Source organism: Nocardioides sp. S5, from assembly GCF_017310035.1.
In the GTDB taxonomy this organism is placed as follows: domain Bacteria; phylum Actinomycetota; class Actinomycetes; order Propionibacteriales; family Nocardioidaceae; genus Nocardioides.
This window is the reverse complement of the sequence record NZ_CP022296.1, coordinates 2,747,527-2,772,781: the sequence shown is the minus strand read 5'-3', so window position 1 is coordinate 2,772,781 and position 25,255 is coordinate 2,747,527. Positions and strand designations below refer to the sequence as shown.

General features: G+C 71.7%; 26 protein-coding genes. 17 read left to right on the top strand and 9 right to left on the bottom strand.

What is annotated here, in order from left to right; translation table 11 throughout:
* Positions 1-4 precede the first annotated feature (4 nt).
* A complete protein-coding gene (locus tag CFI00_RS13705) occupies positions 5-664 on the bottom strand; it encodes a potassium channel family protein (protein WP_242532395.1) in 660 nt (219 codons plus the stop codon).
* 66 nt (positions 665-730) lie between these two features.
* Between CFI00_RS13705 and CFI00_RS13700 the strand changes: the two genes are divergently transcribed.
* From CFI00_RS13700 to CFI00_RS13670, 7 genes are all read left to right on the top strand, one after another.
* Positions 731-1,249, top strand: a complete 519-nt coding sequence (locus CFI00_RS13700; RefSeq protein ID WP_207081683.1) for a hypothetical protein — start codon at positions 731-733, stop codon at positions 1,247-1,249.
* Positions 1,246-1,764: a hypothetical protein gene (locus CFI00_RS13695; RefSeq protein ID WP_207081682.1), complete on the top strand. Its 519-nt coding sequence runs from the start codon at positions 1,246-1,248 to the stop codon at positions 1,762-1,764. Before CFI00_RS13700 ends, CFI00_RS13695 begins: the two co-directional genes overlap by 4 nt.
* 30 nt (positions 1,765-1,794) lie before the next feature.
* Positions 1,795-2,766 carry an NAD(P)/FAD-dependent oxidoreductase gene (locus tag CFI00_RS13690; RefSeq protein WP_207081681.1) on the top strand — a complete coding sequence of 324 codons (972 nt, stop codon included), beginning with the start codon at positions 1,795-1,797 and terminating at the stop codon, positions 2,764-2,766.
* Positions 2,767-2,774: 8 nt separating this feature from the next.
* Positions 2,775-3,188: a hypothetical protein gene (locus CFI00_RS13685; protein ID WP_207081680.1), complete on the top strand. Its 414-nt coding sequence runs from the start codon at positions 2,775-2,777 to the stop codon at positions 3,186-3,188.
* Between the two features lie 74 nt (positions 3,189-3,262).
* Entirely contained in the window at positions 3,263-4,540 is a 1,278-nt protein-coding gene (locus CFI00_RS13680) for a glycosyltransferase family 4 protein (protein WP_207081679.1), read from the top strand.
* Positions 4,527-5,270 (top strand): methyltransferase domain-containing protein, encoded by a 744-nt coding sequence (locus tag CFI00_RS13675; RefSeq protein ID WP_207081678.1) that lies wholly within the window; start codon positions 4,527-4,529, stop codon positions 5,268-5,270. The genes CFI00_RS13680 and CFI00_RS13675 overlap by 14 nt, the downstream gene beginning before the upstream one ends.
* A complete protein-coding gene (locus CFI00_RS13670; protein WP_207081677.1) occupies positions 5,267-6,373 on the top strand; it encodes a prenyltransferase in 1,107 nt (368 codons plus the stop codon). Before CFI00_RS13675 ends, CFI00_RS13670 begins: the two co-directional genes overlap by 4 nt.
* Here the strand turns inward: CFI00_RS13670 and CFI00_RS13665 are convergent.
* The gene (locus tag CFI00_RS13665) at positions 6,329-6,985 is read right to left on the bottom strand and encodes a class I SAM-dependent methyltransferase (protein WP_242532394.1); all 657 of its coding nucleotides are present in this window, start codon (positions 6,983-6,985) and stop codon (positions 6,329-6,331) included. The genes CFI00_RS13670 and CFI00_RS13665 overlap by 45 nt on opposite strands.
* The gene (locus CFI00_RS13660; protein WP_207081676.1) at positions 6,986-8,287 is read right to left on the bottom strand and encodes an alpha/beta hydrolase; all 1,302 of its coding nucleotides are present in this window, start codon (positions 8,285-8,287) and stop codon (positions 6,986-6,988) included. It lies immediately after the preceding gene.
* 37 nt (positions 8,288-8,324) lie between these two features.
* On the opposite strand from CFI00_RS13660, the gene CFI00_RS13655 reads away from it, so the two are divergent.
* Positions 8,325-9,215 carry an aminoglycoside phosphotransferase family protein gene (locus CFI00_RS13655; protein WP_207081675.1) on the top strand — a complete coding sequence of 297 codons (891 nt, stop codon included), beginning with the start codon at positions 8,325-8,327 and terminating at the stop codon, positions 9,213-9,215.
* A gap of 208 nt (positions 9,216-9,423) precedes the next feature.
* On the opposite strand, the gene CFI00_RS13650 is transcribed toward CFI00_RS13655, so the two are convergent.
* Together CFI00_RS13650 and CFI00_RS13645 are read right to left on the bottom strand one after the other, a co-directional pair.
* Positions 9,424-10,848 (bottom strand): HNH endonuclease signature motif containing protein, encoded by a 1,425-nt coding sequence (locus CFI00_RS13650; protein ID WP_207081674.1) that lies wholly within the window; start codon positions 10,846-10,848, stop codon positions 9,424-9,426.
* Positions 10,849-10,948: 100 nt separating this feature from the next.
* Complete coding sequence (locus CFI00_RS13645) at positions 10,949-11,695, bottom strand: dienelactone hydrolase family protein (protein WP_242532393.1); 747 nt, start codon at positions 11,693-11,695, stop codon at positions 10,949-10,951.
* A gap of 137 nt (positions 11,696-11,832) precedes the next feature.
* Here CFI00_RS13645 and CFI00_RS13640 point away from each other — a divergent pair, with 137 nt between their 5' ends.
* Both CFI00_RS13640 and CFI00_RS13635 read left to right on the top strand, forming a co-directional pair.
* On the top strand, positions 11,833-12,777 hold the full coding sequence (locus CFI00_RS13640) for a zinc metalloprotease (protein WP_207081673.1): 945 nt from the start codon (positions 11,833-11,835) through the stop codon (positions 12,775-12,777).
* Positions 12,778-12,911: 134 nt separating this feature from the next.
* The gene (locus CFI00_RS13635) at positions 12,912-13,565 is read left to right on the top strand and encodes a hypothetical protein (protein ID WP_207081672.1); all 654 of its coding nucleotides are present in this window, start codon (positions 12,912-12,914) and stop codon (positions 13,563-13,565) included.
* Here CFI00_RS13635 and CFI00_RS13630 read toward each other — a convergent pair.
* The gene (locus CFI00_RS13630; RefSeq protein WP_207081671.1) at positions 13,559-14,200 is read right to left on the bottom strand and encodes a sulfotransferase family 2 domain-containing protein; all 642 of its coding nucleotides are present in this window, start codon (positions 14,198-14,200) and stop codon (positions 13,559-13,561) included. The two genes, CFI00_RS13635 and CFI00_RS13630, sit on opposite strands and share 7 nt — an antisense overlap.
* Positions 14,201-14,496: 296 nt before the next feature.
* On the opposite strand from CFI00_RS13630, the gene CFI00_RS13625 reads away from it, so the two are divergent.
* Both CFI00_RS13625 and CFI00_RS13620 read left to right on the top strand, forming a co-directional pair.
* Positions 14,497-14,913 (top strand): hypothetical protein, encoded by a 417-nt coding sequence (locus tag CFI00_RS13625; RefSeq protein ID WP_207081670.1) that lies wholly within the window; start codon positions 14,497-14,499, stop codon positions 14,911-14,913.
* 13 nt (positions 14,914-14,926) lie between these two features.
* A complete protein-coding gene (locus tag CFI00_RS13620) occupies positions 14,927-15,463 on the top strand; it encodes a cytochrome b/b6 domain-containing protein (protein ID WP_207081669.1) in 537 nt (178 codons plus the stop codon).
* A gap of 6 nt (positions 15,464-15,469) precedes the next feature.
* Here CFI00_RS13620 and trxA read toward each other — a convergent pair whose 3' ends face one another.
* From trxA to CFI00_RS13605, 3 genes are read right to left on the bottom strand one after another with little or no spacing between them, the layout of a single operon-like run.
* A complete protein-coding gene (gene trxA, locus CFI00_RS23980) occupies positions 15,470-16,150 on the bottom strand; it encodes a thioredoxin (protein WP_207081668.1) in 681 nt (226 codons plus the stop codon).
* 60 nt (positions 16,151-16,210) lie between these two features.
* Positions 16,211-16,906: an MBL fold metallo-hydrolase gene (locus CFI00_RS13610; RefSeq protein ID WP_207081667.1), complete on the bottom strand. Its 696-nt coding sequence runs from the start codon at positions 16,904-16,906 to the stop codon at positions 16,211-16,213.
* On the bottom strand, positions 16,900-17,604 hold the full coding sequence (locus CFI00_RS13605; protein ID WP_207081666.1) for a maleylpyruvate isomerase family mycothiol-dependent enzyme: 705 nt from the start codon (positions 17,602-17,604) through the stop codon (positions 16,900-16,902). The genes CFI00_RS13610 and CFI00_RS13605 overlap by 7 nt, the downstream gene beginning before the upstream one ends.
* Before the next feature lie 172 nt (positions 17,605-17,776).
* On the opposite strand from CFI00_RS13605, the gene uvrA reads away from it, so the two are divergent.
* From uvrA to yvcK, 5 genes are read left to right on the top strand one after another with little or no spacing between them, the layout of a single operon-like run.
* Positions 17,777-20,818, top strand: a complete 3,042-nt coding sequence (gene uvrA / locus CFI00_RS13600; protein WP_207081665.1) for an excinuclease ABC subunit UvrA — start codon at positions 17,777-17,779, stop codon at positions 20,816-20,818.
* Between the two features lie 44 nt (positions 20,819-20,862).
* A complete protein-coding gene (locus tag CFI00_RS13595) occupies positions 20,863-21,321 on the top strand; it encodes a Rieske (2Fe-2S) protein (RefSeq protein ID WP_207081664.1) in 459 nt (152 codons plus the stop codon).
* 43 nt (positions 21,322-21,364) lie between these two features.
* On the top strand, positions 21,365-23,359 hold the full coding sequence (gene uvrC, locus CFI00_RS13590) for an excinuclease ABC subunit UvrC (protein ID WP_207081663.1): 1,995 nt from the start codon (positions 21,365-21,367) through the stop codon (positions 23,357-23,359).
* Between the two features lie 22 nt (positions 23,360-23,381).
* A complete protein-coding gene (gene rapZ / locus CFI00_RS13585; protein ID WP_207081662.1) occupies positions 23,382-24,251 on the top strand; it encodes an RNase adapter RapZ in 870 nt (289 codons plus the stop codon).
* 1 nt (position 24,252) lies between these two features.
* Complete coding sequence (yvcK, locus tag CFI00_RS13580) at positions 24,253-25,224, top strand: uridine diphosphate-N-acetylglucosamine-binding protein YvcK (protein ID WP_207081661.1); 972 nt, start codon at positions 24,253-24,255, stop codon at positions 25,222-25,224.
* Positions 25,225-25,255: the final 31 nt, after the last annotated feature.

Sequence of the window (25,255 nt, the reverse complement as noted above, 5' to 3'; positions counted from 1 at the left end):
GCCCTCAGCGGCGGTGCCGCATCATGGTCAGCCCGACCATGCGGGACACGACCATCGCGACGTAGAAGACGCCGACCATCATCTCGATCATCACCACGGAGCGCGCCTGCGCGCCGACGGCGACGATGTCGGAGAGCCCCACGCTGGTGAGCGTGGAGAACGACAGGTACAGCAGCTCGAACCACGAGAAGTCGAAGCCGTCGGCGTTGTTGAACGAGCGCGGGTACACCACCTGGAGCGCGGCGTAGAGATGGGCGAAGCCCCATGCCACGACGGTGAAGGCGGCGCCGGTCGCGAAGTACTCGTCGGTCGTCACCTCGTCGTCGTGGAAGAGGTAGCGCAGCATCGCGTAGGAGACGTAGAAGTAGAACGGCGCGTGCAGCAGTCCCGAGATCAGCACGATCGCGTCGACCTCGTAGAAGACCGCTTCGAGCAGGGTGAAGACGATCGTCGGCGCGCCGAGGAACAGCACCACGCGGCTCACGTGCGGCGTACGCCGGACCGCGAGCACCGCGGAGCCGACCGCGAGCATCCCGATCACGCCGAGGAACGCGCCCCCGACCCGGGAGCCGCCGAGGAAGGGCCACGCCAGGACCTGCAGCAGCTGGGCGCCCAGCAGCATCGCGGAGGGGTGCGCCGTGAGGTACTGCATCGGTCGGGTCACGACCACGGAGTCTAGGAGCGCGTGGATCAGCCGCGCGCCGACGCTCCGCTGGGCTAGGTTCGGCTCGTGGCGGGACGAGTGGCTGGACGACGGGTCGGGCGGGCGGACCGCTGGGTGGTCGGTGGCCTCGCCATCGTGCTGGTCGCGCTGCTGGTGGCCATCGGCCTGGTGGCCACGTCGCGGGGCGACGTCGACGACGGGCTCTCGACCGCCCAGCGTGAGGTCGCCGCGGCTGCGCGCGCCGAGGCGGTCGCCTTCCTGACCGTCGACCACGAGGACATGGACGCCGTCGTCGACGCGGTGCTGGCGGGCGCGACGGGCGACTTCGCCGAGCAGTACGCCGCCCAGCGCGACACGCTCGTCAGCGAGGCGGAGCGCACCGAGGCCACCTCGACCGGCGAGGTCGTGGCCCTCGGCGTGGGCGACCTCGACGACGACTCCGCGACGGTCCTCGTCGCGGCCAACAGCACCGTCACCAACACCGGCACCGGTCCCGACGGGCAGGTGCGCTACTACCGGCTGCGCCTGGACCTGGTGCGCGAGGACGGACGCTGGCTGACCAGCGCCGTGGAGTTCGTCCGGTGAGCGCGGTGAGGCGCGTGGCCGTCGTGCTGGCGGTCCTGGTGGTCGTCGCGGCCGTCGCCCTCGCCTGGCTGGTGCGCGAGGGGAGCCCAGGCGCGACGTCGGTCAGCTCCGCCGAGTCCGCCGACGCGACCGTCGCCTCGCAGGCCGTGAAGCAGGAGGTCCGCGAGGTCGCCGCGGAGGCCGCCACCCGGGCCTACAGCTACTCCTGGGACACCCTCGCCGAGGACAAGGCGCAGGCCCGGGCCCTCATGACCACCGCCATGCAGGCCCGCTACGACCGCACGATGGCCGGCACCGGGACCACCGGTCGGCGCGAGCGGACAGTCGTGACGGCGGAGGTCGTCGACACCGCCCTCGTGACGGCGGCGCCGACCGGGGCCCGGGTGCTGGTCTTCGTCAACCGGCGCACCACCGGTCGCGGGCTCGAGGAGCCGCTCCTCGACCTCGACCGGGTGCTGGTGAGCCTGGAGGACGTGGACGGCGAGTGGAAGGTCAGCGGGCTCGATGCCTTGTGAGCAGGGCGTCCCGGACGCGAGGATCACAGCGTGGACGACGTGACGACCGACCTGCTGATCATCGGAGCCGGTCCCACCGGCCTGTACGCCGCCTACTACGCGGGCTTCCGCGGGATGTCGGTGGCGGTCGTCGACTCGTTGCCCGAGCTCGGCGGACAGATCACCGCGATGTACCCCGAGAAGGCGATCCTCGACGTCGCGGGGTTCCCCAGCATCAAGGGTCGTGACCTGGTCGAGGGGTTGGTGGCGCAGGCCGCGACCGCCGAGCCGACGTACCTCCTCGACCGCACCGCGACCGCCCTCGAGCACGGTGAGGACCAGGTCGTCGTCACCCTCGACGACGGCACGACGGTGACCGCCCGTGCCGTGCTGATCACCTCCGGCATCGGCAAGTTCAGCCCCCGGCCGCTCCCGGCCGGAGAGGGCTGGGTGGGGCGCGGCATGGAGTTCTTCGTGCCGAGCTTCGCGCCCTACGCCGGCAAGGACGTGGTGATCGTCGGTGGAGGCGACAGCGCGTTCGACTGGGCCCAGCACCTCGAGCCGGTCGCGTCCACGGTGACCCTGGTGCACCGGCGCGAGGCCTTCCGCGCCCACGAGCGCACCGTCGCCGAGGTGCAGGCCTCCAGCGTCGAGATCATCACCAGCGCCCAGGTCACCGAGCTGCGCGGCGACGCCCACCTCGAGGAGGTGGAGATTACCGTCGACGGCCACGAGCCGCGGGTGGTCCCGGCACAGGCGCTCGTGGCAGCGCTCGGCTTCATCGCCGACCTCGGCGCGATCCAGCGCTGGGGACTGGTCACCGAGAAGCGCCACGTCGTCGTCGACTCCGCGATGCGCACCAACCTGCCGCGCGTCTTCGCCGCGGGCGACATCACCGACTACCCCGGCAAGGTGCGGCTGATCGCGGTCGGCTTCGGCGAGGCCGCCACCGCGGTCAACAACGCCGCCGTGGTCCTGGATCCCTCGGCCCACGTCTTCCCCGGTCACTCCAGCGAGGGGTGAGGGCGGTCATGGGCCTCTTCACGCGCCAGTCCACGGCAGTCGACCTGCGCGACCGCGACTACGTGCTCACCGGGTGCCCGGTGGTGGCGCAGGACGACATGCTCGTGCTCGTCGACCTGACGGTCCGCCTCGCGGTGCGTCCGCCGCGCGAGGACGAGTCCGACGCGCTCGGCTACGACCCCGCCGACGAGAGGTCGGTCCACGCGGTCTGCGTCCTGGTCCTTCGCCAGCTCGGGATCGCCGTGCCCTCGGACGAGCTGCTGGTGGGACGCGCGCGCATCGTCGAGGCGGTCGAGCAGGGCCTCACGTTCGCGCCGGTCGGCGCCGGCGTGAAGGGCAGGGTGGCGCAGGTGGAGGTCCGCCCGTACGACGCTGCCGGGGCCACGTTCGACCACGAGTTCCGCGTCGCCTCGCGTCCCTGACCCTGCGCGGTCAGCACCTACCGACGAGTAGGCATAATGGGGGCTTCATCGAGCGACGCGAAAGGCAGACCACAGTGCGCATCGCCATGCTGTCGTACCGCAGCAAGCCGCACTGCGGCGGCCAGGGTGTCTACATCCGCCACCTCAGCAGGGAACTCGTACGACTCGGGCACGAGGTCGAGGTGTTCTCCGGCCAGCCCTACCCCGACCTGGACGAGGGCGTGCGGCTGACCAAGGTGCCGAGCCTGGACCTCTACCGCGAGCCCGACCCCTTCCGCGTGCCGAAGCTGCGCGAGTTCCGCGACCGCATCGACGTCGAGGAGTTCCTCACGATGTGCACGGCCGGGTTCCCCGAGCCGAAGACCTTCGGGTCGCGCATCGCGCGGCTGATGGAGGAGCGGGCGGGCGACTTCGACATCGCCCACGACAACCAGGTCCTGGCCCCCGGCGTCCTCGAGCTCGAGTCCTACGGCCTGCCGGTGATCGCGACCATCCACCACCCGATCACCATGGACCGCCGCATCGACCTCCAGACGGCGCCCGGATGGCGCAAGCGGATGACGCTGCGCCGGTGGTACGGCTTCCTGCGCATGCAGACCAAGGTGGCGCGCCGCTTGCGGAAGGTGCTCACGCCGTCGGAGTCCTCGCGGCGCGACGTGGCGCGCGACTTCGGCGTGGACCCCGACCGGATGCAGACCATCCTGCTGGGCGTCGACGACGTCTTCGCCCCGCCGACCGCGTCGCGCGTGCCGGGCCGGATCCTCGCGATGGCCAGCGCCGACGCCCCGATGAAGGGCATCGCCACCCTGCTCGAGGCGTTCGCCAAGCTGAGCGTCGAGCGCGAGGTGTCGCTGGTGCTGGTGACCCGCCCCGAGCCGGGCGGACGCACCGAGCAGCTGATCGACCAGCTCGGCATCGCCGACAAGGTCACCTTCGTCAGCGGCGTCACCGACGAGGAGCTCGTCGCAGTGATGGGCTCGGCCGAGGTGGCGTGCGTGCCGTCGCTCTACGAGGGCTTCTCGCTGCCCACCGCCGAGCTGATGGCGTGCGCCACGCCGCTGGTGGTCTCGCGCGCCGGTGCCATCCCCGAGGTCGTCGGCCCCGACGGCGAGTGCGCCGACCTCGTCACGCCGGGCGACGTCTTCGAGCTGGAGCAGGCCATCGCCGCGCTGCTCGACGACCCCGAGCGGCGTACGACGATGGGCGCGGCCGGGCGGGCGCGCGTCGAGGAGCTGTTCAGCTGGCGTGCGGTCGCCGAGGCCACCGCCGCCGCCTACGAGGAGACCATCGCCGACTTCCGCCGCGAGCGGGGTCCGCGCGAGCAGGAGGAGCGCCACCGTGCTGACCGTTGACTTCGACCGCCTGGGCCTGCGGCCCGGCGACCGGGTGCTGGACATGGGCTGCGGCGCCGGGCGCCACGCCTTCGAGATGTACAAGCGAGGCGCCGACGTCATCGCCTTCGACCGTGACGCCGACGAGCTCGCGACCGTGCGCGAGTGGTTCGCCGCGATGCGCGACGCCGGTGAGGTGCCGGCCGGTGCCGAGGCCGACGTGAAGGAGGGCGACGCGCTCGCCCTGCCCTTCGCCGACGGCGAGTTCGACCGCATCGTCGCCGCGGAGGTGCTCGAGCACATCCACTCCGACGTCGACGCCATCAAGGAGCTGGTCCGGGTGCTGCGCCCCGGCGGCACGCTCGCGATCTCGGTGCCGCGCTGGCTGCCGGAGATCGTGAACTGGAAGCTCTCCGACGACTACCACAACGCCGAGGGCGGCCACATCCGCATCTACACGGCCGAGGAGCTCGTCGACAAGGTCACCAAGGCCGGCCGCTCCAACGACGGCACGCCCGGCGACGCGATGGTCTTCACCGGCAAGGACTACGCCCACGGCCTGCACACGCCCTACTGGTGGATCAAGTGCGCGGTGGGCGTCACCAACGACGAGCACCCGCTCGCCAAGGGCTACCACAGGCTCCTGGTGTGGGAGATCATGAAGAACCCGAAGGCGCTCCAGTACGCCGGCAAGGTCCTCGACCCGCTCATCGGGAAGAGCATGGTGCTCTACTTCCGCAAGCCGGCATGACGCAGGTCCTCACCCGCGCCCAGGTCGAGCAGACCGCGGCCACGATCGTGGCGATGCAGGAGCCGTCCGGCGCGATCCCGTGGACACCGGGGGAGCACACCGACGTGTGGAACCACCTCGAGTCGGCGATGGCGCTCATGGTCGGCGGCGAGCGCGAGGCCGCCGAGCGCGCCTTCGCGTGGGCGGTCTCGACGCAGCGGGCCGACGGGTCGTGGCCGATGAAGATCGTCGTGGGCGAGGTCGAGGACCACTCCGGCGAGACCAACATGTCGGCGTACGTCGCCGTGGCGACCTGGCACCACTGGCTGGTCGCGCGCGACGAGGCGTTCGTGCGCCGGATGTGGCCGACGGTGCGCCGGGCGCTGGACTTCGTCGTGTCCCTCCAGCTGCCGTTCGGCGGCGTCGCCTGGTCGCAGGAGTGGCACGACGGCGCTCCCGCGCGCGTCAACGAGGACGCGCTGCTGGCCGGGTCGTCGAGCATCTACCACTCGCTGCGCGCGGGCGTGGCGCTCGCCGAGCTGGTCGACGAGCCGCAGGTCGAGTGGGAGCTGGCCGGTGGCCGGCTCGGCCACGCGCTGCGCGAGCACCGCGACCTCTTCCTGGACAAGTCGACCTTCTCGATGGACTGGTACTACCCCGTCCTCGGCGGTGCGGTCCGCGGGCCGGCCGCCCACGCGCTGCTGGCGGAGCGGTGGGACACCTTCGTCGAGCCCGGGCTCGGCATCCGCTGCGTGTCGACCAACCCGTGGGTGACCGGCGCGGAGACCTGCGAGCTGGCGCTCGCGCTCGACGCGATGGGGGACCGCGAGCGGGCCCTGCGGCTGCTCGCCGACATGCAGCACCTGCGCACCGACGAGGGGTCCTACTGGACCGGCTACGTCTGGCCGGACGAGGTGAACTGGCCGGCCGAGCAGACCACCTACACCGCGGCGGCCGTCATCCTGGCAGTCGACGCGCTCTCCGACGGCACGCCGGGCGCCGACATCATGCGCGGCACCACGCTGGCCGCCGACTTCGCGGAGATCGGCCTCGAGTGCGGGTGCCTGCCCGAGGACGGCTCAGTCGGCGACCGGGTCGCCGGCGGCCCCCGCCACACGACGTAGGACCCGCATCGAGCCGACGACCTCCACCTCGGTGAAGGCCCCGCCGGCCAGCGCGGGGAGGTAGATCTCCTCGTAGGGCGGGCGCCCGCCGTCCGCGGGGTCGGGGAAGACGTCGTGGATGAGCAGCACGCCACCGGGCATGACCCACTGCGGCCACCCGCGGAAGTCGGCGCGGGCGGGCTCGACGCCGTGGCCGCCGTCGATGAAGAGCAGCGAGAGCGGCGTACGCCACCAGCGGCTCACCGTCTCCGAGCGGCCGACGACCGCGACCACCTGGTCCTCGAGGCCCGCGGCGGCGATGGTGCGGCGGAAGGTGGGCAGGGTGTCCATCACGCCGGCCTCGGCGTCCACGAGGGTGTCGTCGTGGTGCTCCCAACCGGCCTGGTTCTCCTCGGAGCCGCGGTGGTGGTCGACGGTGAAGACGGTGCCGCCGGTCTCGCGGGCCGCGCCGCCGAGCCACACCGCGGACTTGCCGCAGTAGGTGCCGACCTCCAGGGCGGGGCCGTGCGGGAGTCGTGCGAGCGCCCATCGGTGCAGCAGGGCGCCCTCGTCCTCGGGCATGAAGCCCTTGGCGGCGCGGGCGTGTTCCAGCAGGTCGGCCGGGAGGGTCACCTAGGCGCTCCGGTCGGTGCGCGCGTCGCCGTCGAGGTCGCCGGGCTCGACGCCGCTGTCCGCCTCGAGCCCGTGGCGCCAGGTGTTCCAGTGCCAGGAGAGGTAGCGGTCGACCGCGCGCACGGCGTACGTGCTGCGGATCGAGTGGTAGACGTCGAAGGCGTGCTGGGCGCCGGGCAGCTCGGCGTACACCACCGACTTGCGCGACGTGCGTCGCAGCTCGTCGACGAAGAGCCGTGCCTGGTCGACGGCGACGAGGGAGTCGAGGTCGCCATGGATGACGAAGAAGTCGGGGGCGTCCGGCTTGATCCGCAGGATGGGGGAGGCGGCCTCGTAGACGTCGGGGGAGTCGGTCCACGTCGTTTGCATGACGCGCGGGCCGAGGAAGGCGTCGCGCATCCCGATCGCGTTGGTCAGCCCGGTCGAGCCGGCGAAGTCGTAGACGCCGTAGAACGGGACCGCGGCCCGCACGCTGGTGTCGGCGTCCTCGAAGCCGGGCTGGAAGGCCGGGTCACCGGGGGTCAGCGCGGCGAGCGCGGCGAGGTGGCCGCCGGCAGATCCGCCGGTGATGGCGAGGTAGTCGGGGTCACCGCCGTAGTCGGCGATGTGCTCGCGCACCCACGCGATCGCGCGCTTGACGTCGACGATGTGAGCGGGCCAGGCGTCGCGCGGCGCGAGGCGGTAGTTGATCGCGACGCACACCCAGCCGCGGGCGGCCATGTGGTTCATCAGGGGGCGGGCCTGGTGCTCCTTGGCTCCGACGGTCCACGCGCCGCCGTGGACCTGGAGCAGGACCGGGGCGTCCTTGATCGCGTCCTCACCGGCAGGGAGGTAGATGTCGAGGTGTCCGCGCTTGCCGGCCTCGGTGTAGGGGACGTCGCTGATCACGCGTACGCCCGCTTCGGCGAAGTTGAAGGGTCGCGCCAGGCGCCGCCACGCCGTGGCCAGGTCGGCGGGGTCGGGCACCGCGTCGAGCTGCTCGACGTAGTCGACGCCGAGGCCCTCGACGAGCGCGTCCTCGAAGCTGTCGGCCGACCGCCGGCTCTGGCGCACGACCTGTGCGAGGCCGAGCGCGCTGGCGCTGGCCAGCGCGAGCCCGGCCTTCGCCCGCATCCCCGAACGACGCCCGACGCTCAGGTGGGTGGCGGCGTCGAGCGCCGTCACCGCGAGCACCTGCGGCGCTGCCTCGTTGAAGAGGAAGCCGGCGAGGAACGAGCCGAGGCCGGAGCGGCGACCCCGGCTGGGACGCAGGGCGTTGGCGGTCAGGGCGGCGACGACGCCTTGGCGCAGCAGGAAACTCACCTGCTCAATCTACTGGTCGGTACTACTGTCCTGTCCGATGACCGGGATGCACGACGACGAGGTGCTCGTCGACGAGGGAGCCGTACGCCGTCTCCTGGCGGCGCAGCACCCGCCGTGGGCCAACCGTCCGCTGCGACGGCTGCCCCCGGTCGGGACGGACAACCAGCTCTTCCGCCTCGGCGACGACCTGCTCGTGCGGCTGCCGCGGATCCCGGGGCCTGCGGAGACGGTCGCCTTCGAGCACACGTGGCTGCCCCTCATCGCGCCCCACCTGCCGCTGCCGATCCCCGCGCCCGTCGCCCTCGGCGAGCCGGGGGAGGGCTACCCGTTCCCCTGGACCGTGGTGCCGTGGATCGAGGGGACGACGCCCACGCCGTCGACGTACGACCCCGAGGAGTGGGCGGTGTCGCTCGGCTCGTTCGTGCGGGCGTGCCGCGAGGTGCCGGCGCTCGACGGGCCGGTGACGACCGAGGGGCGCGGGGGACCGCTGGCCGCGATGGACGAGTGGGTCCGCCGGTGGACCGCCCGTGCCGACCCTGCGGAGGTCTCCCGTGACGCGGTGCTCGCGGTCTGGGACGACGCCCTGGCCGCTCCGGCGTACGACGGTGAGCCGCGCTGGTTCCACGGCGACCTCCACGAGGGCAACCTGATCGTGCGCGACGGCGCGCTGGTGGCGGTCATCGACTGGGGCTGCGCCGGGCGCGGCGACCCGGCGATCGAGCTCAACGCGATGTGGGGCTCGCTGCCCCCGTCCGTGGCCGGGCTCTACCGCGAGACCGTCGGTCTCGACGAAGCGGCCTACCGCCGCGCGCGCGGCTTCGCGCTCGCACCGGCGATCAGCGGCCTGACCTACTACCGCGACACAGCGCCACACATGTCGCAGCTGGGGCTGCGGACCGTGCGGCAGCTGATCGCGTCGATGGGTTGAGGGACAGCCGAGCCGGTCGTTGACCTGGCCGTGCGAGTCCCCGAGGGGCAGCGTGCGCGAGACATTGACGGGGCGCGTGCCTGGGCCGGCTGGGTGGAAGTGGCGACGTCGGTGCGCACGCACGAAGGGCAGGTGCGCCAACCTTCGTATCGGGTCCGGGCGTGCCTGTTGCCCCGCCTCCTCCTGGGTGGCGGGGTGTGGGGCGGGGTCATCTTCGGCGCGGCGGGATCCGGGGTGGGCCGGGGTCGGGTGGGTCGAGTGCGGTGGTGCCCGCGGGGTCGCGTCGGTAGCGGTGGCCGTGAGGACTGGTCCACTCGAACACCCCGGGCGCGACCATGTCGTAGTGCCAGGCGGTGTGGGTCTTGAGGCGGTGGTGGAACCGGCACAAGGCGCCCAGGTTCTCGGTCTTCGTGGGTCCGGGCTGCGGTCTGCCTTCTGCCTCGGCATCATGGTCGTACTCGGTGACGTGGTCGACGTCGCAACCCCGGGCGGGGCGCCCGCACCACGGGAAGACGCACACGCGGTCGCGGAGAACCACGTGCTCACGGATCCGGTCCGGGATCTCGTAACCCGGCGCGGACTTCTCCTGGTTGAGGTCGATGACCGGCCGGACCGTGACCTTCGTACGCGAGTTGCCACACCAGGACCTGAGCTGGTCCAGCAGGAGGAGACGTTGGCCCTCCTCGAGCCGCCCCGTCGCCCCGAAGACGGTGGCGTCGCCGGCCATGGTGGCGTCGAAGTGGGCGTGGAGCACGACCTCCCGCGCAGTGGGCAGGTCATCGGTGGTTGAGGTGCGAGCGGAGCGTCCCTCGAAACCACTCGCATGCAGGTCGAGAGCGGTCTGCGTCCGCGCCAGAACGCCCAGCGCCTTGGCCCTGCGGGCGTCGAGGGACTCGTGCGACCCGAGGGCTTTCTGCGTGGCGGCGCCGTGGGCGAGGGCTTGGTGGAGGTCGAGTCCGTCGGCGAGGTCGATCTCGGCCTCGAGCCGCACGGTGCCGGCGAAGTGCACGTCCTCATCGTGGATGGTGACGTGGCGCGGGTCGACGTGGAGGTAGCCGTCCTCGGGGTCCGCCGAAGGGTCCGCCTCGGCGAGGTCGAACCGCTTGATGGTCTCCGCGACGAGCCGGTCCAGCTGCGCAGGCCCGATCCGACCGGCGACCGCGGCGACCTGCGCGTCGACGAACCCCGCCGCCTCCACCGTCAGCTCCGGCGTCGAGTGGATCGTCACCTCCGCAACCGCCCGGGCCCGCCAGGCGGGGACCCGCCCGGCGTGGACCTGCGCCCACAACCGGGGGAGGCGGTGACGCAGCTCGAGGGCGTGGCCGATGAGCTTCTTCGCCGACACGCTCGTGATGCCCAGCACGGTGCCGAGCTCGGCGACGCAGAACTCCGCCACCAGCGGCGTACCGGGGCCCGCGATCGGTTCCTCGTGCTCACACCCCGCCACGGTGAACGATGCGGCCGAGTGGATCGACTCCGGTGGGTGCAGGTCGGCCCAGCGGGCGGCGAGGTCGAGCTGGCGGGCGGCTTCGGTGTTCTCGATGGAGCGGGATGCCTTGATCGAGGCGAGCAGGGCTGCGGGGCCGAGGGCGTCTGCCCCGCCCTCTGCTCCTGCTTCCAGTTCCTCGATCATGCGTTCGACTCTAGAGCAGGGGTCCGACAGTCGGTCTTGGTCTCGATACGCCTCGCTCGTCCCTTACGCGGCTGCTCGACCACCGAGGGAGGACAGGTCTTCAGCCCGCGCCCAGCTTCTCCCGGAAGAAGTCCAGGACCGCGTCCACCCCGGCCTGCTGCCGGTGGGTGGTGACGGTGGAGTGCCCCTTGCCCTCGAACTCCACCCGGATGAACGCCTCGCCGAGCTCGGTGGTGAGCGTGTCGAAGCGCTTGCCGACGGCCGGGTCGGAGCGGAAGCGAAGGCCGAGCACCTGCTGACCGGCGGCGCAGCGACCCTTGACGATGTCGAGGTCGCCGGGCGACAGGTTGAGGTCGCGGCCCCGACCGGGTGTCACCGCGAAGGGCGTGCTGGGCTGGCAGAGGACGGGCGCGGTGACCGAGGGGTCGACCATCATGGCGAGGGCGAAGCCGCCCGTGAAGCACATCCCGAGGGCGCCGACACCGGGCCCACCGACCTCGGCGTGCAGGTCGCGCGCCAGCGAGCGGAGCCACCCGGCGACAGGGGTCGTCTCGCCGGTGCGGAGCTTGGTGAACTCCCTGCTCACGCACACCCGAGCGAGCGCCTTCACGGTGCTGGCAGCCGTCATCGGCTCACCGTCAGCGCCGAAGAGGCTGGGCATCAGCACGGTGTGGCCAGCCGCCACCACCTCCTCGGCGAAGGCGACCACCTCGGGCGTGATCCCGGGGATCTCGTGCACGACCACGACCCCCGGACCGGTGCCCTTGCGCCACACCGGGTGGGTGGTGGGGCGTCCCGCCACGTCGGCGGTGTGCTCGGTCCTGGTCCAGCTCGCGAGTGCGTCCACGACCAGAAATCTGCCAGCGGCACGCGTCGGACGGAAGAGGACGTCCACCGCAGCAGGCGTACGAGGGTCTGTTCATCCGGCGGTTGCGCCGGTTAGGTTGCTGGCCACAATCCCCCAGAAGAACAGGTTGATCTCGGATGCGACACTCCCGTTCCCTTCGCGGCCTCGTGGTGGCCGGCTCGCTGGCTCTCGCCGGCACGACGCTCTCCGCCACCGCGGCCGTTCCCGCCACTGCGCTCGCGCCCTCTCCCGGTGCCGCCGCGTGCGTCGACGAGCACGGCCACTCCGTCGACGAGGCCCGCGTGCGCGAGGGCTCGAAGAAGCTCGAGCCCGAGCTCTTCCAGGGCCGCGGCGACCAGTACACCAAGCTCGACAACGCCGCCACGCTCGCGGCGGCCTCGGTGTCGGTCCCCACCTACTTCCACGTCGTCGTGCCCGTCGGCACCTCGCAGACTGCCAAGGACCGTCTCGGGCGCCTCGTGCAGTCGCAGGTGGCCGTCCTCAACGAGGCGTACACCGGACGCACCGGCACGCAGTCCTCGGCCGCGACACCGTTCAGCTTCGACCTCGTCGACGTCGACTTCTTCGAGAACGACACGTGGTCGACGGTCACCCCGGGGCCGGTGGAGAAGGAGATGAAGGCCGCCACCCGCGTCGGCGGCAAGGACACCCTCAACGTGTGGACCGCCAACATCGGCGACGACCTGCTCGGCTGGGCCACCTTCCCGACCAAGAAGCTCAACAGCAGCGACGGTGTCGTGATCCTCGACGAGTCGATGCCCGGCGGCACCGCTGGCAAGTACGCCCTCGGTGACACGCTGACCCACGAGGTCGGCCACTGGCTGGCGCTCTACCACACGTTCCAGGGCGGCTGCAGGGGTCAGGGCGACCAGGTCGCCGACACCCCGGCCGAGGCCGGACCGCAGTTCGACTGCCCGACCGGCGCCGACTCGTGCACGGCCCCCGGGCTCGACCCGATCCACAACTACATGGACTACACGCAGGACTCCTGCATGTACCAGTTCACCGCCGGCCAGGTCGCCCGCATGAGCGACGCCTGGATGCAGTACCGCGCTGCCTGACGCGCAGCCGCCGATTCAGAACGGGTAGGCGAAGGCGTCGAGGTCTGCCGCGTGGACCTCGGCGACCTTCGCTCGCGTCGCGTCGGAGTAGTGGTCGCGGTAGCTGCCGCGCGGCGATGCGGGATGATCTGCGGGTGATGACGTTCCTCGAGCTCGGTCCGGGGCGGGACTTCGTGCTGCTCGCGCTGCCGAAGACCGCGAGCACGGCGCTGGAGCGCACGCTCGCGCCGTACGCCACCGAGGTCGTCAGCGCCCCGCCGGCCCGCAAGCACCTCCCGGCGCGGGGGTTCGTGCACACCAGGGCCGCCGGCCTCGCCGAGCAGGGGCACCCGCGGGAGTCGTACGAGCTGGTGACGATGTTCCGTGAGCCGATCGCGTGGCTGGAGTCCTGGTGGCGCTACCGCGCCCGCGACGACAGCCGGCAGTCGACGGCCGACATGTCCTTCGAGCAGTTCGCGCTCCACTATCTCGCCGGCGACGTCGACGCCCCGGTTCCCAGGGGCCGCCCCGCGAAGTTCCTCCACGCGCAGGGGGCCGTCGCGGTCGACCGGGTCTTCAGCGTCGAGCGCCCCGACGTCTGGTCGGCGTGGTTCAGCGAGCGGATCGGTGTGCGGCTCGAGTTCGAGCGCCGCAACGCCTCGGGTGCTGCCCGGGGTGAGCTGTCCTTCGCGACCCGCGAGGCGCTCGCCGGGCACTTCGCACCGGAGTACGACGTGTGGCGCCGGCTCGAGGCCACGGGGGAGTGGTCAGGAGCCCGGGGGACCCGGCTGGAGAGCCCGGCTCAGTAGGTGTAGCCGAAGAGCTCGATGTCCTCGGCGTAGACCTCGGCGATCCGCTGGCGGGTCTCGTCGGTGTAGTAGTCGTGGTAGGTCCCGTGCTTGGACTTGTTCTTGTGCACCGGCGTCGACGGCTCGAGCCCCAGCTGCACCTGGACGCGCTGGAGGTCCTCGACGAAGCTCTCGGTGCGGCCGATGAAGTCGACCTCACGGTTGTGCCTGGGTGCACGGAGGTACTTGATCTGCGAGGTGCCGACGCGGGGCAGCTCCTCGGTGCCGCGCATGACGAACTCGTCGAAGCCGGAGTAGGCCGCGGCCGCGCGCCACATGTCGTTGCCGTCGCGCATCGAGCCGTGCCTGACGTCCTGGGGCTTGCCGCTGGCAGGTCCGTGGCGCCGGTCCCATGCCGAGATCATCGAGTACCACGACACCATCCGGGCCCACGGGTTCCGCACGAACCCGAAGGTCCAGTAGTCCACGACCTGCGGCTCGTGCTTGATGATCTTGCCGAGGGTGGCGTGGCGGCCGATCGGCGTACGCGCCTTGCGGGCGTCCGGACAGGCTTCCTTCACCGTCTCCTCGACCGAGACGCCGCCGGTCTTGGGGACGTGGACGAAGAGCACCTGCCGGGAGTCGCTGATGAGCACGCGCCGAGGCTATCCCACGCGTGAGACGCCTCCGGCGGACGGCTCGCACCAGCGCAGCTGTGCCGCGTCGAGTCCCGGACGTGCCGAGTGGTCCAGTCCGGCAGTCTCGAAATACCTACCAAAACCGCAGGAACTATCAAGAACGGCAGATCTGCCCGTGGTTCCCCGTACGAACCTCCTACCGTCGACCAAGTCATCGTGGGGATGACACCAATGTCATCGGACCGTGGGGGTTCAGCATGTCGCAGTACAGCCGACGCACCGTCGTGCGTGGAGCAGCCTGGACCATCCCGGTCGTGGCCGTCGCCGCCAATGCACCGGCGTTCGCCGCGTCGACGGACGCGCCGCGGCCCGGATTCCTGACGGTGACGTGCCGCACCAACGGGCAGGGGCAGAACAACTGCCAGGGCTATCGACTGGTCCTCAACTTCCAGGTGGAGGGCACCTACTCCTGGAACATCCGGGTCGTCCCTGCCCAGATCACCAGCAGCGCGGGCGCGACGGGCGAGATCAAGCAGCCCATCGCGTTCCCGCAGGTCGTGTCGGCGGCGAACAAGACCATGAACCTCTGGTTCTGCGCTTCCTCCAGCCCCAGCGGGCTGACGATCGACGTCAGCTACTCGGTCTGGCGCAGCGACCTGCCCGAGTCCACGGCGGTCGTGTACTCGTTCCCTCAGCAGGTCTATCCGGGCGGAAGCATCGCCGGCTGCTGAACAGCATCGCGGGATGACAGGGGATCCCCGGCCCGGCTACCGCCACAGCCAGCAGGTCTTGCACTGGCTGACCGTGCTCGCCCTGGCGGCCCAGCTCGCGATCGGCTACGTCATGGACGCCGACGACTCGGGTCGCGGACGCGGCCGTGGACGCGGTGGCGACAGCGGGCGCGGTCGCGGCGGGGATTCCAGCGGCTACCTCGACGATCCCGACACGCTGGTCCGGGTCCACGTCGCGCTCGGCGCAACCGTCCTGGCCCTCGCAGTCGCGCGGGTGGCGTGGCGCCGGGTGGTCGGCCTGCCGCCGTGGGCCGAGCAGCTCTCCGCCGGGCAGCGCCGCCTCGCGACGTGGACCGAGCGGGCGCTCATCACGACGTTGTTCGTGATCCCGCTCAGCGGCCTCGCGCTGGTCGCGTCGAGCGACGACGACCTGGTCTGGCTGCACGTCGCCGGCCACGTGGCCTTCTTCGTGGCGCTGCTGGCCCACCTCGGCCTCGTCGTCGGTCGGGGACTCCTCCCGCGGATGCTGCCCGGCCGGTCAGTGACCTGAGCCCGTTCAGGCCTCGAGAGGCCAGCCGCGCTGCGCCCAGCCGCCGGTGCCGCCGGCGACGTTGATGGCGGGCAGGCCCTGGGCGCGCAGGTGGTCGACCACCTGGCGGCTGCGGCCACCGACCTGGCAGATGACGAAGATGGGCTGGTCCTGCGGGAGCTCGGCGACCCGGTTCGGGACGTCGTTCATCGGGATGTGGACGGCGCCGGGGACGCGACCGCCGGCCACCTCGTCGGCCTCGCGGACGTCGACGACGTACGCCCCCTGGCTGTGCGCGGCGGCGAACTCGTCGAGGCCGATCTCGTCCTGGGGGCCGTTGGCTGCGGCCTCCTCAGCGGCCTGCATCTCCTGGCGTACGGCGTCCATGTCGAGATCGCGGGCCTGCTCGATCACGCCGGCGAGCGCCTGCGGCGGGAGCGCACCGGCCTGGTTGAAGAGCAGGACGCCGTCGCGGAAGAGCATCAGGGTGGGGATGGAGGTGATCGCCGCCATCTGGGCCAGCTGCTGCTCAGCCTCGGTGTCGACCTTGCCGAAGACGATGTCGGGGTTGTCCTCGGACGCCTTCTCGTAGACGGGGGCGAACTGCCGGCACGGTCCGCACCAGGCAGCCCAGAAGTCGACGAGGACGATGCCCTCACCGCTCACGGTCTGCTCGAAGTCGGCCAGGGTCAGCTCACGGGTGCTCATGCGTCCAGCCTGCCACGCCGACGCCGTGGACTCACGTCGCAGGCGCAGAGGTGGCGGGGGTCACCAGCCGCGGGTGCGCCACTCGGCCAGCGACCCGCGCTCGGCGCCGAGCGTCGAGTCGTTGCCGTGGCCGGGGTAGAACCACGTGTCGTCGGGCAGGCGGCCGAAGACCTTCTCCTCGAGGTCGTCCATCAACGACGTGAAGTCCTCGGGGCTGGTCGTCCGGCCGGGCCCGCCCGGGAAGAGCGAGTCGCCGGTGAAGAGGTGCGGGTGCGGCGACACCGCCTCGTCGTCGAGGAGCAGCGCGATCGAGCCCGGTGTGTGCCCGGCGAGCGGGATGACGTGGAGGTCGCACGTGCCGACCGCGACCTTGTCGCCAGCGCCGACCCGTCGGTCCACGCTCACGCCGGTCTGCTCCTCGATCGCGTCCGCGTCGGGCGCGCCGGCGACGACCGTGGCGCCCGGGTGGGCCGCCTTCACCGCGGCCAGTGCGCGGTGGTGGTCCCAGTGCTGGTGCGTGGTGACGATCGACGTGAGCGGGCCGTCGCCGATCAGCCCGAGCAGCCGCTCCGGCTCGGCCGCGGCGTCGACCAGCACCCGCTCGTCGGTCTCGCTGCAGTGCAGGAGGTAGCAGTTGTTGGACATGTCCGGGTCGACCGCGACCTTCGTCACGGTCAGGCACCCCGCGCGGCGCACGTCGGGCGCGCCGCCGGGGGAGACGTCCCCCGTGTAGTCGTCCGGGCCGTCGTTCACCATGGCTGCACCTCCGGGAGATCGGTCGTGTCGGACGAGAGCCCCTCGCCCGTGCCGCGGCCGGTGAGCCACCAGCCGAGGGCGGCGGACGTGCCGGTGACGACGGCGCCGCCGGTGCCCTCGCCGTAGTGCCAGGTCCGGTCGAGGTCGGTGGGGCGCACGCTGAAGGGCGCCGGGTAGGGGCGCTTCGTCATCGAGTCGAGCAGCAGGACCCTGAAGGGCTCCGGCCAGTCGACGGGGGCGTGGCCGGCGTCGAGGTCGGCATGGTGGATCTCCACCTCACGCACCCTCATCAGCGCCACGTTGGCGAGGGCGAAGTCCGGGCCGCCGGGCGTGCGCTCGAAGCGGCCCGCCCAGTCGGCCTCGTGCATCGCGGCGAGCGCGTCGGCGAAGGATCCGGTCCCGGCGAGGAGGCGCTCGCGCAGCTCCGCCGGCTCGGCTGCGGCGAGCTCGGCGATGTCGGTGTCGCGACCCTCGGCGGAGGCGTACATCGGCTGCGGCTCACCGATGTGCGCCCCGTGCAGGACGCCCGCGAGTGCCTCGGCGTTGAGCGCGAGGTGGGCGACGACGTGGGCGCGGGTCCAGCCCGGCAGCAGCGAGGGCTCGGCGTACGCCGCCTCGTCCAGGCCGTCGACGGTGCGGACGAGCGCGCGGTCGGCGTCCGGGATCAGGTCGGCGGCGCGGGCCGGGGAGTCGGTCACGAGCCCATCGTGCCACCTCTGCGGTGCCCACCCCCGTGGGTGGACGATCCGGGCGGTGTGGGTGCCGCGTGAGAAGGTGGAACGGTGCGTCGGCTTGACCGCGGGCGCCGCCGAGACGAACATGTGTTCGACTCCACCGACCTGCCCGCCACGAGGACCGACGAGGACATCCGTGACCGACCAGCTCATCATCCGGGGCGCTCGCGAGCACAACCTCAAGGACGTCTCGCTCGACCTGCCGCGCGACGCCCTCATCGTCTTCACGGGCCTGTCCGGGTCCGGCAAGTCCAGCCTCGCCTTCGACACCATCTTCGCCGAGGGCCAGCGCCGCTACGTCGAGTCCCTGTCCGCCTACGCGCGCCAGTTCCTCGGCCAGATGGACAAGCCCGACGTCGACTTCATCGAGGGTCTGAGCCCCGCGGTCAGCATCGACCAGAAGTCCACGTCGAAGAACCCGCGCTCGACCGTCGGCACCATCACCGAGGTCTACGACTACCTCCGCCTGCTCTATGCCCGCGCCGGTCGCGCCCACTGCCCGACCTGCGGCGCGCCGATCGAGCGCCAGACCCCGCAGCAGATCGTCGACCGCATCCTCGGCCTCGAGGAGGGGCGACGCTTCCAGGTGCTCGCGCCGGTGATCCGGGGCCGCAAGGGCGAGTACGTCGAGCTGTTCCGCCAGCTCCAGCAGCAGGGCTTCAGCCGCGCCCGCGTGGACGGCGAGACGCACTCCCTCGACGAGCCGCCGACGCTCGACAAGAAGCTCAAGCACACGATCGAGGTCGTGGTCGACCGCCTCGCGGTCAAGGAGTCGTCGAAGCGGCGCCTGACCGACTCGGTCGAGACCGCGCTCGGGCTGGCCGGCGGCCTCGTGGTCTTCGACTTCGTCGACCTCGACGCCAAGGACCCGGTCCGGGAGATGAAGTTCTCCGAGAAGATGGCCTGCCCCAACGACCACACCATCGACACCGACGACCTCGAGCCGCGCTCCTTCTCCTTCAACTCGCCCTTCGGTGCGTGCACGGTCTGCTCGGGCCTCGGCACCAAGATGGAGGTCGACCCCGAGCTCGTGGTCCCCGACATCGGCGCCACGCTCGGCGAGGGCGCCATCGCGCCGTGGAGCGGCGCCCACGTCGCCGACTACTTCCTCCGCCTGGTCAACGCGCTCGGCGAGGAGCTCGGCTTCGACCTCAACACCCCGTGGGACCAGCTGACCCCCAAGCAGCGCACGTCGCTGCTCGAGGGCCACTCGACCAAGGTCCACGTCGTCACCAAGAACCGCTACGGCCGCCAGCGGGCCTACTACGCCGCCTTCGAGGGCGTACGCCCCTACGTCGAGCGCCGGCACCGCGAGGCCGAGTCCGACACCAGCCGCGAGCGCTTCGAGGGCTTCATGCGCGAGGTGCCGTGCCCGGCCTGCCAGGGCTCGCGCCTCAAGCCGGTCTCGGTGTCGGTCACCCTCGGTGCCCGCGACGAGGGCGGCAAGAACATCGCCGAGGTCTGCGCGCTGCCGATCAACGAGGCCGCCCACTACCTCCGCACCGTCGACCTGTCCGTGCGTGAGCGCCAGATCGGCGAGCGGGTGCTCAAGGAGATCCAGGAGCGCCTGCAGTTCCTCCTCGACGTCGGCCTCGACTACCTCTCCCTCGACCGGCCCAGCGGGTCGTTGTCAGGCGGTGAGGCGCAGCGGATCCGGCTCGCCACGCAGATCGGCGCGGGCCTCGTCGGCGTCCTCTACGTCCTCGACGAGCCGTCCATCGGCCTGCACCAGCGCGACAACAAGCGCCTCATCGAGACGCTCCTGCGGCTCAAGGACCTCGGCAACACCTTGATCGTCGTCGAGCACGACGAGGACACCGTGCGGGTCGCCGACTGGGTCGTCGACATCGGCCCCGGCGCCGGCGAGCACGGCGGCCAGGTCGTCCACTCGGGCTCGGTCGAGGACCTCCTCAAGCACCCGGACTCCATGACCGGCCAGTACCTCTCCGGCCGTCGCGAGATCCCCGTCCCCGCCGTACGCCGTCCGCGGACCGTCGGGCGCGAGCTCACGGTCCACGGTGCCCGCGAGCACAACCTCCAGGACGTCGACGTCAGCTTCCCGCTGGGCGTCTTCACCGCGGTCACCGGCGTCTCCGGCTCGGGCAAGTCGACGCTGGTCAACGACATCCTCTACACGTCGCTGGCCAAGCAGATCTACAACGCCCGCACCGTCCCCGGCCGGCACACCAAGATCACCGGTCTCGAGCACGTCGACAAGGTGATCCACGTCGACCAGTCGCCGATCGGCCGCACCCCGCGGTCCAACCCGGCGACCTACACCGGCGTCTTCGACCACGTCCGCAAGCTCTTCGCCTCCACCCCGGAGGCCAAGATGCGCGGCTACCTCCAGGGCCGGTTCTCCTTCAATGTCAAGGGCGGGCGCTGCGAGGCGTGCTCGGGAGACGGCACGATCAAGATCGAGATGAACTTCCTGCCGGACGTCTACGTCCCGTGCGAGGTGTGCCACGGCGCGCGCTACAACCGAGAGACGCTCGAGGCCCACTACAAGGGCAAGACCATCGCCGAGGTCCTCGACATGCCGATCGAGGAGGCGGCGGACTTCTTCGCCGCGGTGCCGGCGATCTCGCGCCACATGAACACCCTCCAGGAGGTCGGCCTCGGCTACGTCCGCCTCGGCCAGCCCGCCACGACCCTGTCGGGCGGCGAGGCGCAGCGCGTCAAGCTCGCCAGCGAGCTGCAGAAGCGCTCGACGGGCCGCACCGTCTACGTCCTCGACGAGCCCACCACGGGCCTGCACTTCGAGGACATCCGCAAGCTGCTCCACGTGCTGTCCGGCCTGGTCGACAAGGGCAACACCGTCCTGGTGATCGAGCACAACCTCGACGTCATCAAGACGGCCGACTGGCTCATCGACATGGGTCCCGAGGGTGGCTCGCGCGGTGGCATGGTCGTCGCCGAGGGCACCCCGGAGGAGGTCGCGGTGGTGGAGGCGAGCCACACCGGCACCTTCCTGCGACCGATCCTCGAGGGGCGCGGGGCCGAGCAGCCGGGCAAGCCGCGACGCGCGGCAGCGGCCACGTCGGCGCCCGCCGGCAGGACGACGAAGAAGACGGCGGCGGCCACAAAGCCCGCGACGAAGGCGGCAGCCACGAAGGCCGCGGCGAAGAAGGCCGCGGCGAAGAAGGCCGCTCCCCGGAAGGCCGCGGCGAAGAAGTAGTCGTCACAGCATTCTCACAGGTGCGCTCGCTACTGTCTGGCCGCATGACCGCCATCAACAGACGTCGCGCCCTCGCCGGCTCCGCCGCCGTCGCCGTGGGCGTCCCGCTCCTCGCCGCCTGCGGTGACGACGCGGACACCTCAGCCACCGACCCCGCCACCTCCTCCAGCCCGGACGCGTCGTCGCCGTCCGAGGACGGAGCGGCCGCTGCCGGCGGCGCGGTGCTCGCCAGCGCTGCCGACGTGCCGGTGGGCGGGGGCACCATCGTCGACGCCGAGAAGGTCGTCGTGACCCAGCCCACGGAAGGCGACTTCAAGGCGTTCTCGTCGATCTGCACCCACCAGGGCTGCCCGGTCACCGCCATCACGGACGGTGCCATCGACTGCACCTGCCACGGGAGCAAGTTCTCCATCGAGGACGGATCCCCGCTCGCCGGTCCGGCCACGGCCGCGCTGGCCGCGGTGGAGATCGCCGTCGACGGGGACTCCATCACCCGCGCCTGACCGGGCTGTCACCGCTGTCGGGGGCCGCCCGTAGGGTTGACGGGTGGCCAACCCGAGCACCTATCGACCCGCGCCGGGGTCGATCCCGACCAAGCCGGGGGTCTACCGGTTCCGGGACGCCAAGGGTCGGGTGATCTACGTCGGCAAGGCCAAGAGCCTGCGCCCGCGCCTGTCGTCGTACTTCCAGGACATCGGCAACCTCCACCCCCGCACCGCGTCCATGGTGACCACCGGTGCCAGCGTCGAGTGGACGGTCGTCGACACCGAGGTCGAGGCGCTCCAGCTGGAGTACAGCTGGATCAAGGAGTTCGACCCCCGCTTCAACGTCAAGTACCGCGACGACAAGTCCTACCCGTGGCTGGCGGTCACCGTGGGCGACGAGTTCCCGCGGGTGATGGTCGGGCGCGGTGCCAAGCGCAAGGGCACCCGCTACTTCGGCCCCTACAGCCACGCCTGGGCGATCCGCGAGACCGTCGACCTGCTGCTGCGGGTCTTCCCCATGCGTTCGTGCAGCAACGGCGTCTTCAAGCGGTCCGCGCAGATCGGGCGCCCGTGCCTCCTGGGCTACATCGACAAGTGCTCGGCCCCGTGCGTCGGCAGCGTGACGCCGGAGGAGCACCGCGAGATCGTCGACGACTTCTGCGACTTCATGGCCGGGAGCACGACCGCCTTCACCAAGCGCCTCGAGCGCGAGATGTACGCCGCCTCGGAGGCGCTGGACTTCGAGAAGGCCGCCCGGCTCCGTGACGACCTCGGCGCGCTGACCAAGGCGCTGGAGAAGCAGGCGGTGGTGCTGGGCGACGGCACCGACGCCGACGTGATCGCGCTGGCCGAGGACCCGCTCGAGGTGGCCGTGCAGATCTTCTACGTCCGCGGCGGGCGCATCCGCGGCCAGCGGGGCTGGGTGGCCGACCGCTCCGACGACAGCGACACCGCCGGCCTGGTGCAGGAGTTCCTGCTGCAGCTCTACGGCGGCGCCGACCCCGACGCGGGCGACACGATCCCGCGCGAGGTGCTGGTGCCGGCGCTGCCGCCGGACCACACGGTGATGGAGGAGCTGCTCACCGAGCGGCGCGGCAGCCGGGTCGCGATCCGGGTGCCGCAGCGCGGCGACAAGCGCGACCTCCAGGAGACCGTCGCGAGCAACGCCGCGCAGGCGCTCGCGCTCCACAAGACCAAGCGCGCCAGCGACCTCACCACCCGCAACCGCGCGCTCGAGGAGATCCAGCAGGCCCTCGCGCTCGACGAGGTGCCGCTGCGCATCGAGTGCTACGACGTGTCCAACCTCCAGGGCACCGAGGTCGTCGCGTCGATGGTCGTCTTCGAGGACGGGTTGTCGCGCAAGTCTGAGTACCGGCGGTTCGTGATCCGCGGCGTCGACGGCCAGAACGACGTGGCGTCGATGCACGAGGTCATCACCCGGCGCTTCAAGCGGCTGCTCGACGAGCAGGCGCGGAGCGAGACGGTGTCGACCGACTCCGGTCCGATGCTCGTCGATCCGGAGACGGGTCGGCCACGGAAGTTCGCCTACGCGCCCTCGCTCGTCGTCGTCGACGGCGGCCCGCCGCAGGTCGCCGCGGCCCAGCAGGCGCTGGCCGAGCTCGGCGTCACCGACATCCCCGTCTGCGGGCTGGCCAAGCGGCTCGAGGAGGTGTGGCTGCCGGGGGAGGAGGACCCCGTCATCATGGCCCGCACCAGCGAGGGCCTCTACCTCCTCCAGCGGATCCGCGACGAGGCCCACCGCTTCGCCATCAACCACCACCGCGGCCGGCGGTCCAAGTCGATGGTCGAGAGCATGCTCGACGACGTGCCGGGCCTCGGCGAGGTCCGGCGCAAGACGCTGCTCAAGCACTTCGGCTCGCTGAAGAAGCTGCGCGAGGCCGACCCCGAGGCGATCGCACTCGTGCCCGGCATCGGCCCGCGGACCGCCAGCGCGATCAAGGAAGCGGTCGCGAAGGCCGACGCGACCCGCAAGACTGCCCCCAGGGAGCCGGCGGTCAACACCGCCACCGGCGAGATCATCTCTGATGATGATTGAGCACCGCATCGAGGAGGACTGAATGGTCGAGGCGACCCCCGGCGAGCTGGTCATCGTCACCGGCATGACCGGCGCCGGCCGGAGCACGGCGGCCAAGGAGCTGGAGGACCTCGGCTACTTCGTGGTCGACAACCTTCCGCCGACGCTGGTGCGCGACGTCGTACGCCTCGTCGACGACAGCCGCGGCATCGACCAGCCGATCGCGGTGGTCGTCGACGTGCGCTCGGGCTCGTTCTTCGACTCGCTCCAGGCCAACCGCCACCAGCAGGTCACCGGTCGGCCGACGACGCTCCTGTTCCTCGAAGCGACCGACGAGGTGCTCGTACGCCGCCAGGAGGCCGCCCGTCGTCCGCACCCGATGCAGGGAAGCGGCCGTTTGCTGCACGGGCTGCACCGCGAGCGGGAGGTCATGGCCGACATCCGCGGCGACGCCGACGTGCTGCTCGACACCTCGAACTTCAACGTCCACCAGCTCCAGGACCGCATCACCGAGCTCTTCGGCACCGCCGCCACCACGCGCCTGAAGGTGACCGTCATCAGCTTCGGCTTCAAGTACGGCATCCCCGTCGACGCCGACTGGGTGGCCGACATGCGGTTCCTGCCCAACCCGCACTGGGTCCCCGAGCTGCGTCCGCAGAACGGCCGCGACCCCGACGTGTCGGCCTACGTGCTGTCCCAGCCCGGCGCCGGCACGTTCCTCGAGCAGTACCTCCCGGTCCTGCAGACTGTCGCCCAGGGCTACATGACGGAGGGCAAGCGCTTCATGCAGGTCGCCGTCGGCTGCACCGGCGGCAAGCACCGCAGCGTGGCCATGACCGAGGCGATCGCCGGGCTGATGCGGCAGGCGGGCTACGACGTGCGCACCGCGCACCGCGACCTCGGCAGGGAGTGAGGTGGCGCGCGAGACCGCGCAGGCTGCGGTCGCCCTCGGTGGCGGCCACGGCCTGGCCGCCACGCTGTCGGCGCTGCGGCGGCTCAACGACGACCTCACCATCGACGACCTGACGGCCGTCGTGACGGTGGCCGACAACGGCGGGTCGTCGGGCCGCCTGCGGGGCGAGTTCGGCGTACTGCCTCCCGGGGACCTGCGGATGGCGCTCGCCGCGCTGTGCGGCGACGACGAGTGGGGCCGCACCTGGGCCGACGTGGTGCAGCACCGCTTCGCCGGCCAGGGGGAGCTCAACGGTCACGTCGTCGGCAACCTCCTCATCGTCGGCCTGTGGGAGCTGATGGGTGGCGATCACGTCCGGGGCCTCGACTGGGTCGGTCGCCTGCTCGGCGCCCACGGACGCGTGCTGCCGATGGCCACCACGCCGATGGACATCACCGCGCGCGTGCGCGGCGCGGACCCGGCCGACCCGGGTGCCGTCACGGTCGTACGCGGCCAGGTCGAGGTCGCCACGACCGCCGGGCAGATCGAGTCGGTCGCCCTGGTGCCGGAGGACCCGCTGGCCTGCGCGGAGGCGGTCGAGGCCGTCCTCGCCGCCGAGTGGGTCGTGCTCGGGCCCGGCTCGTGGTTCAGCTCGGTGATCCCGCACCTGATGGTGCCGGGCCTGCGCCGGGCGCTGGCAGAGACGCCGGGGCGTCTGGTCGTGGTGCTCAACCTCGAGGCGCAGGCGGGCGAGACGACCGGCTTCGGGCCCGAGGAGCACCTCGCGGCGCTGTTCGAGCATGCTCCCGACCTCAACGTGCACGCCGTGGTGGTCGACGCCGGGTCGCTGGCGGGGGAGCGCGAGGCCCTCGAGAAGGCGGTCGCCGAGCGGGGCGCCCGGCTGGTCGTCGAGGACATCGCCGTCCGGGGCGAGCCGCGCCACGACCCGGACCGTCTCGCAGCCGCCTTCCGGCGCATCGTCGACGAGGCCTGAGCGGCGCCGACCCCGTCGGCCGGGCCGTCGA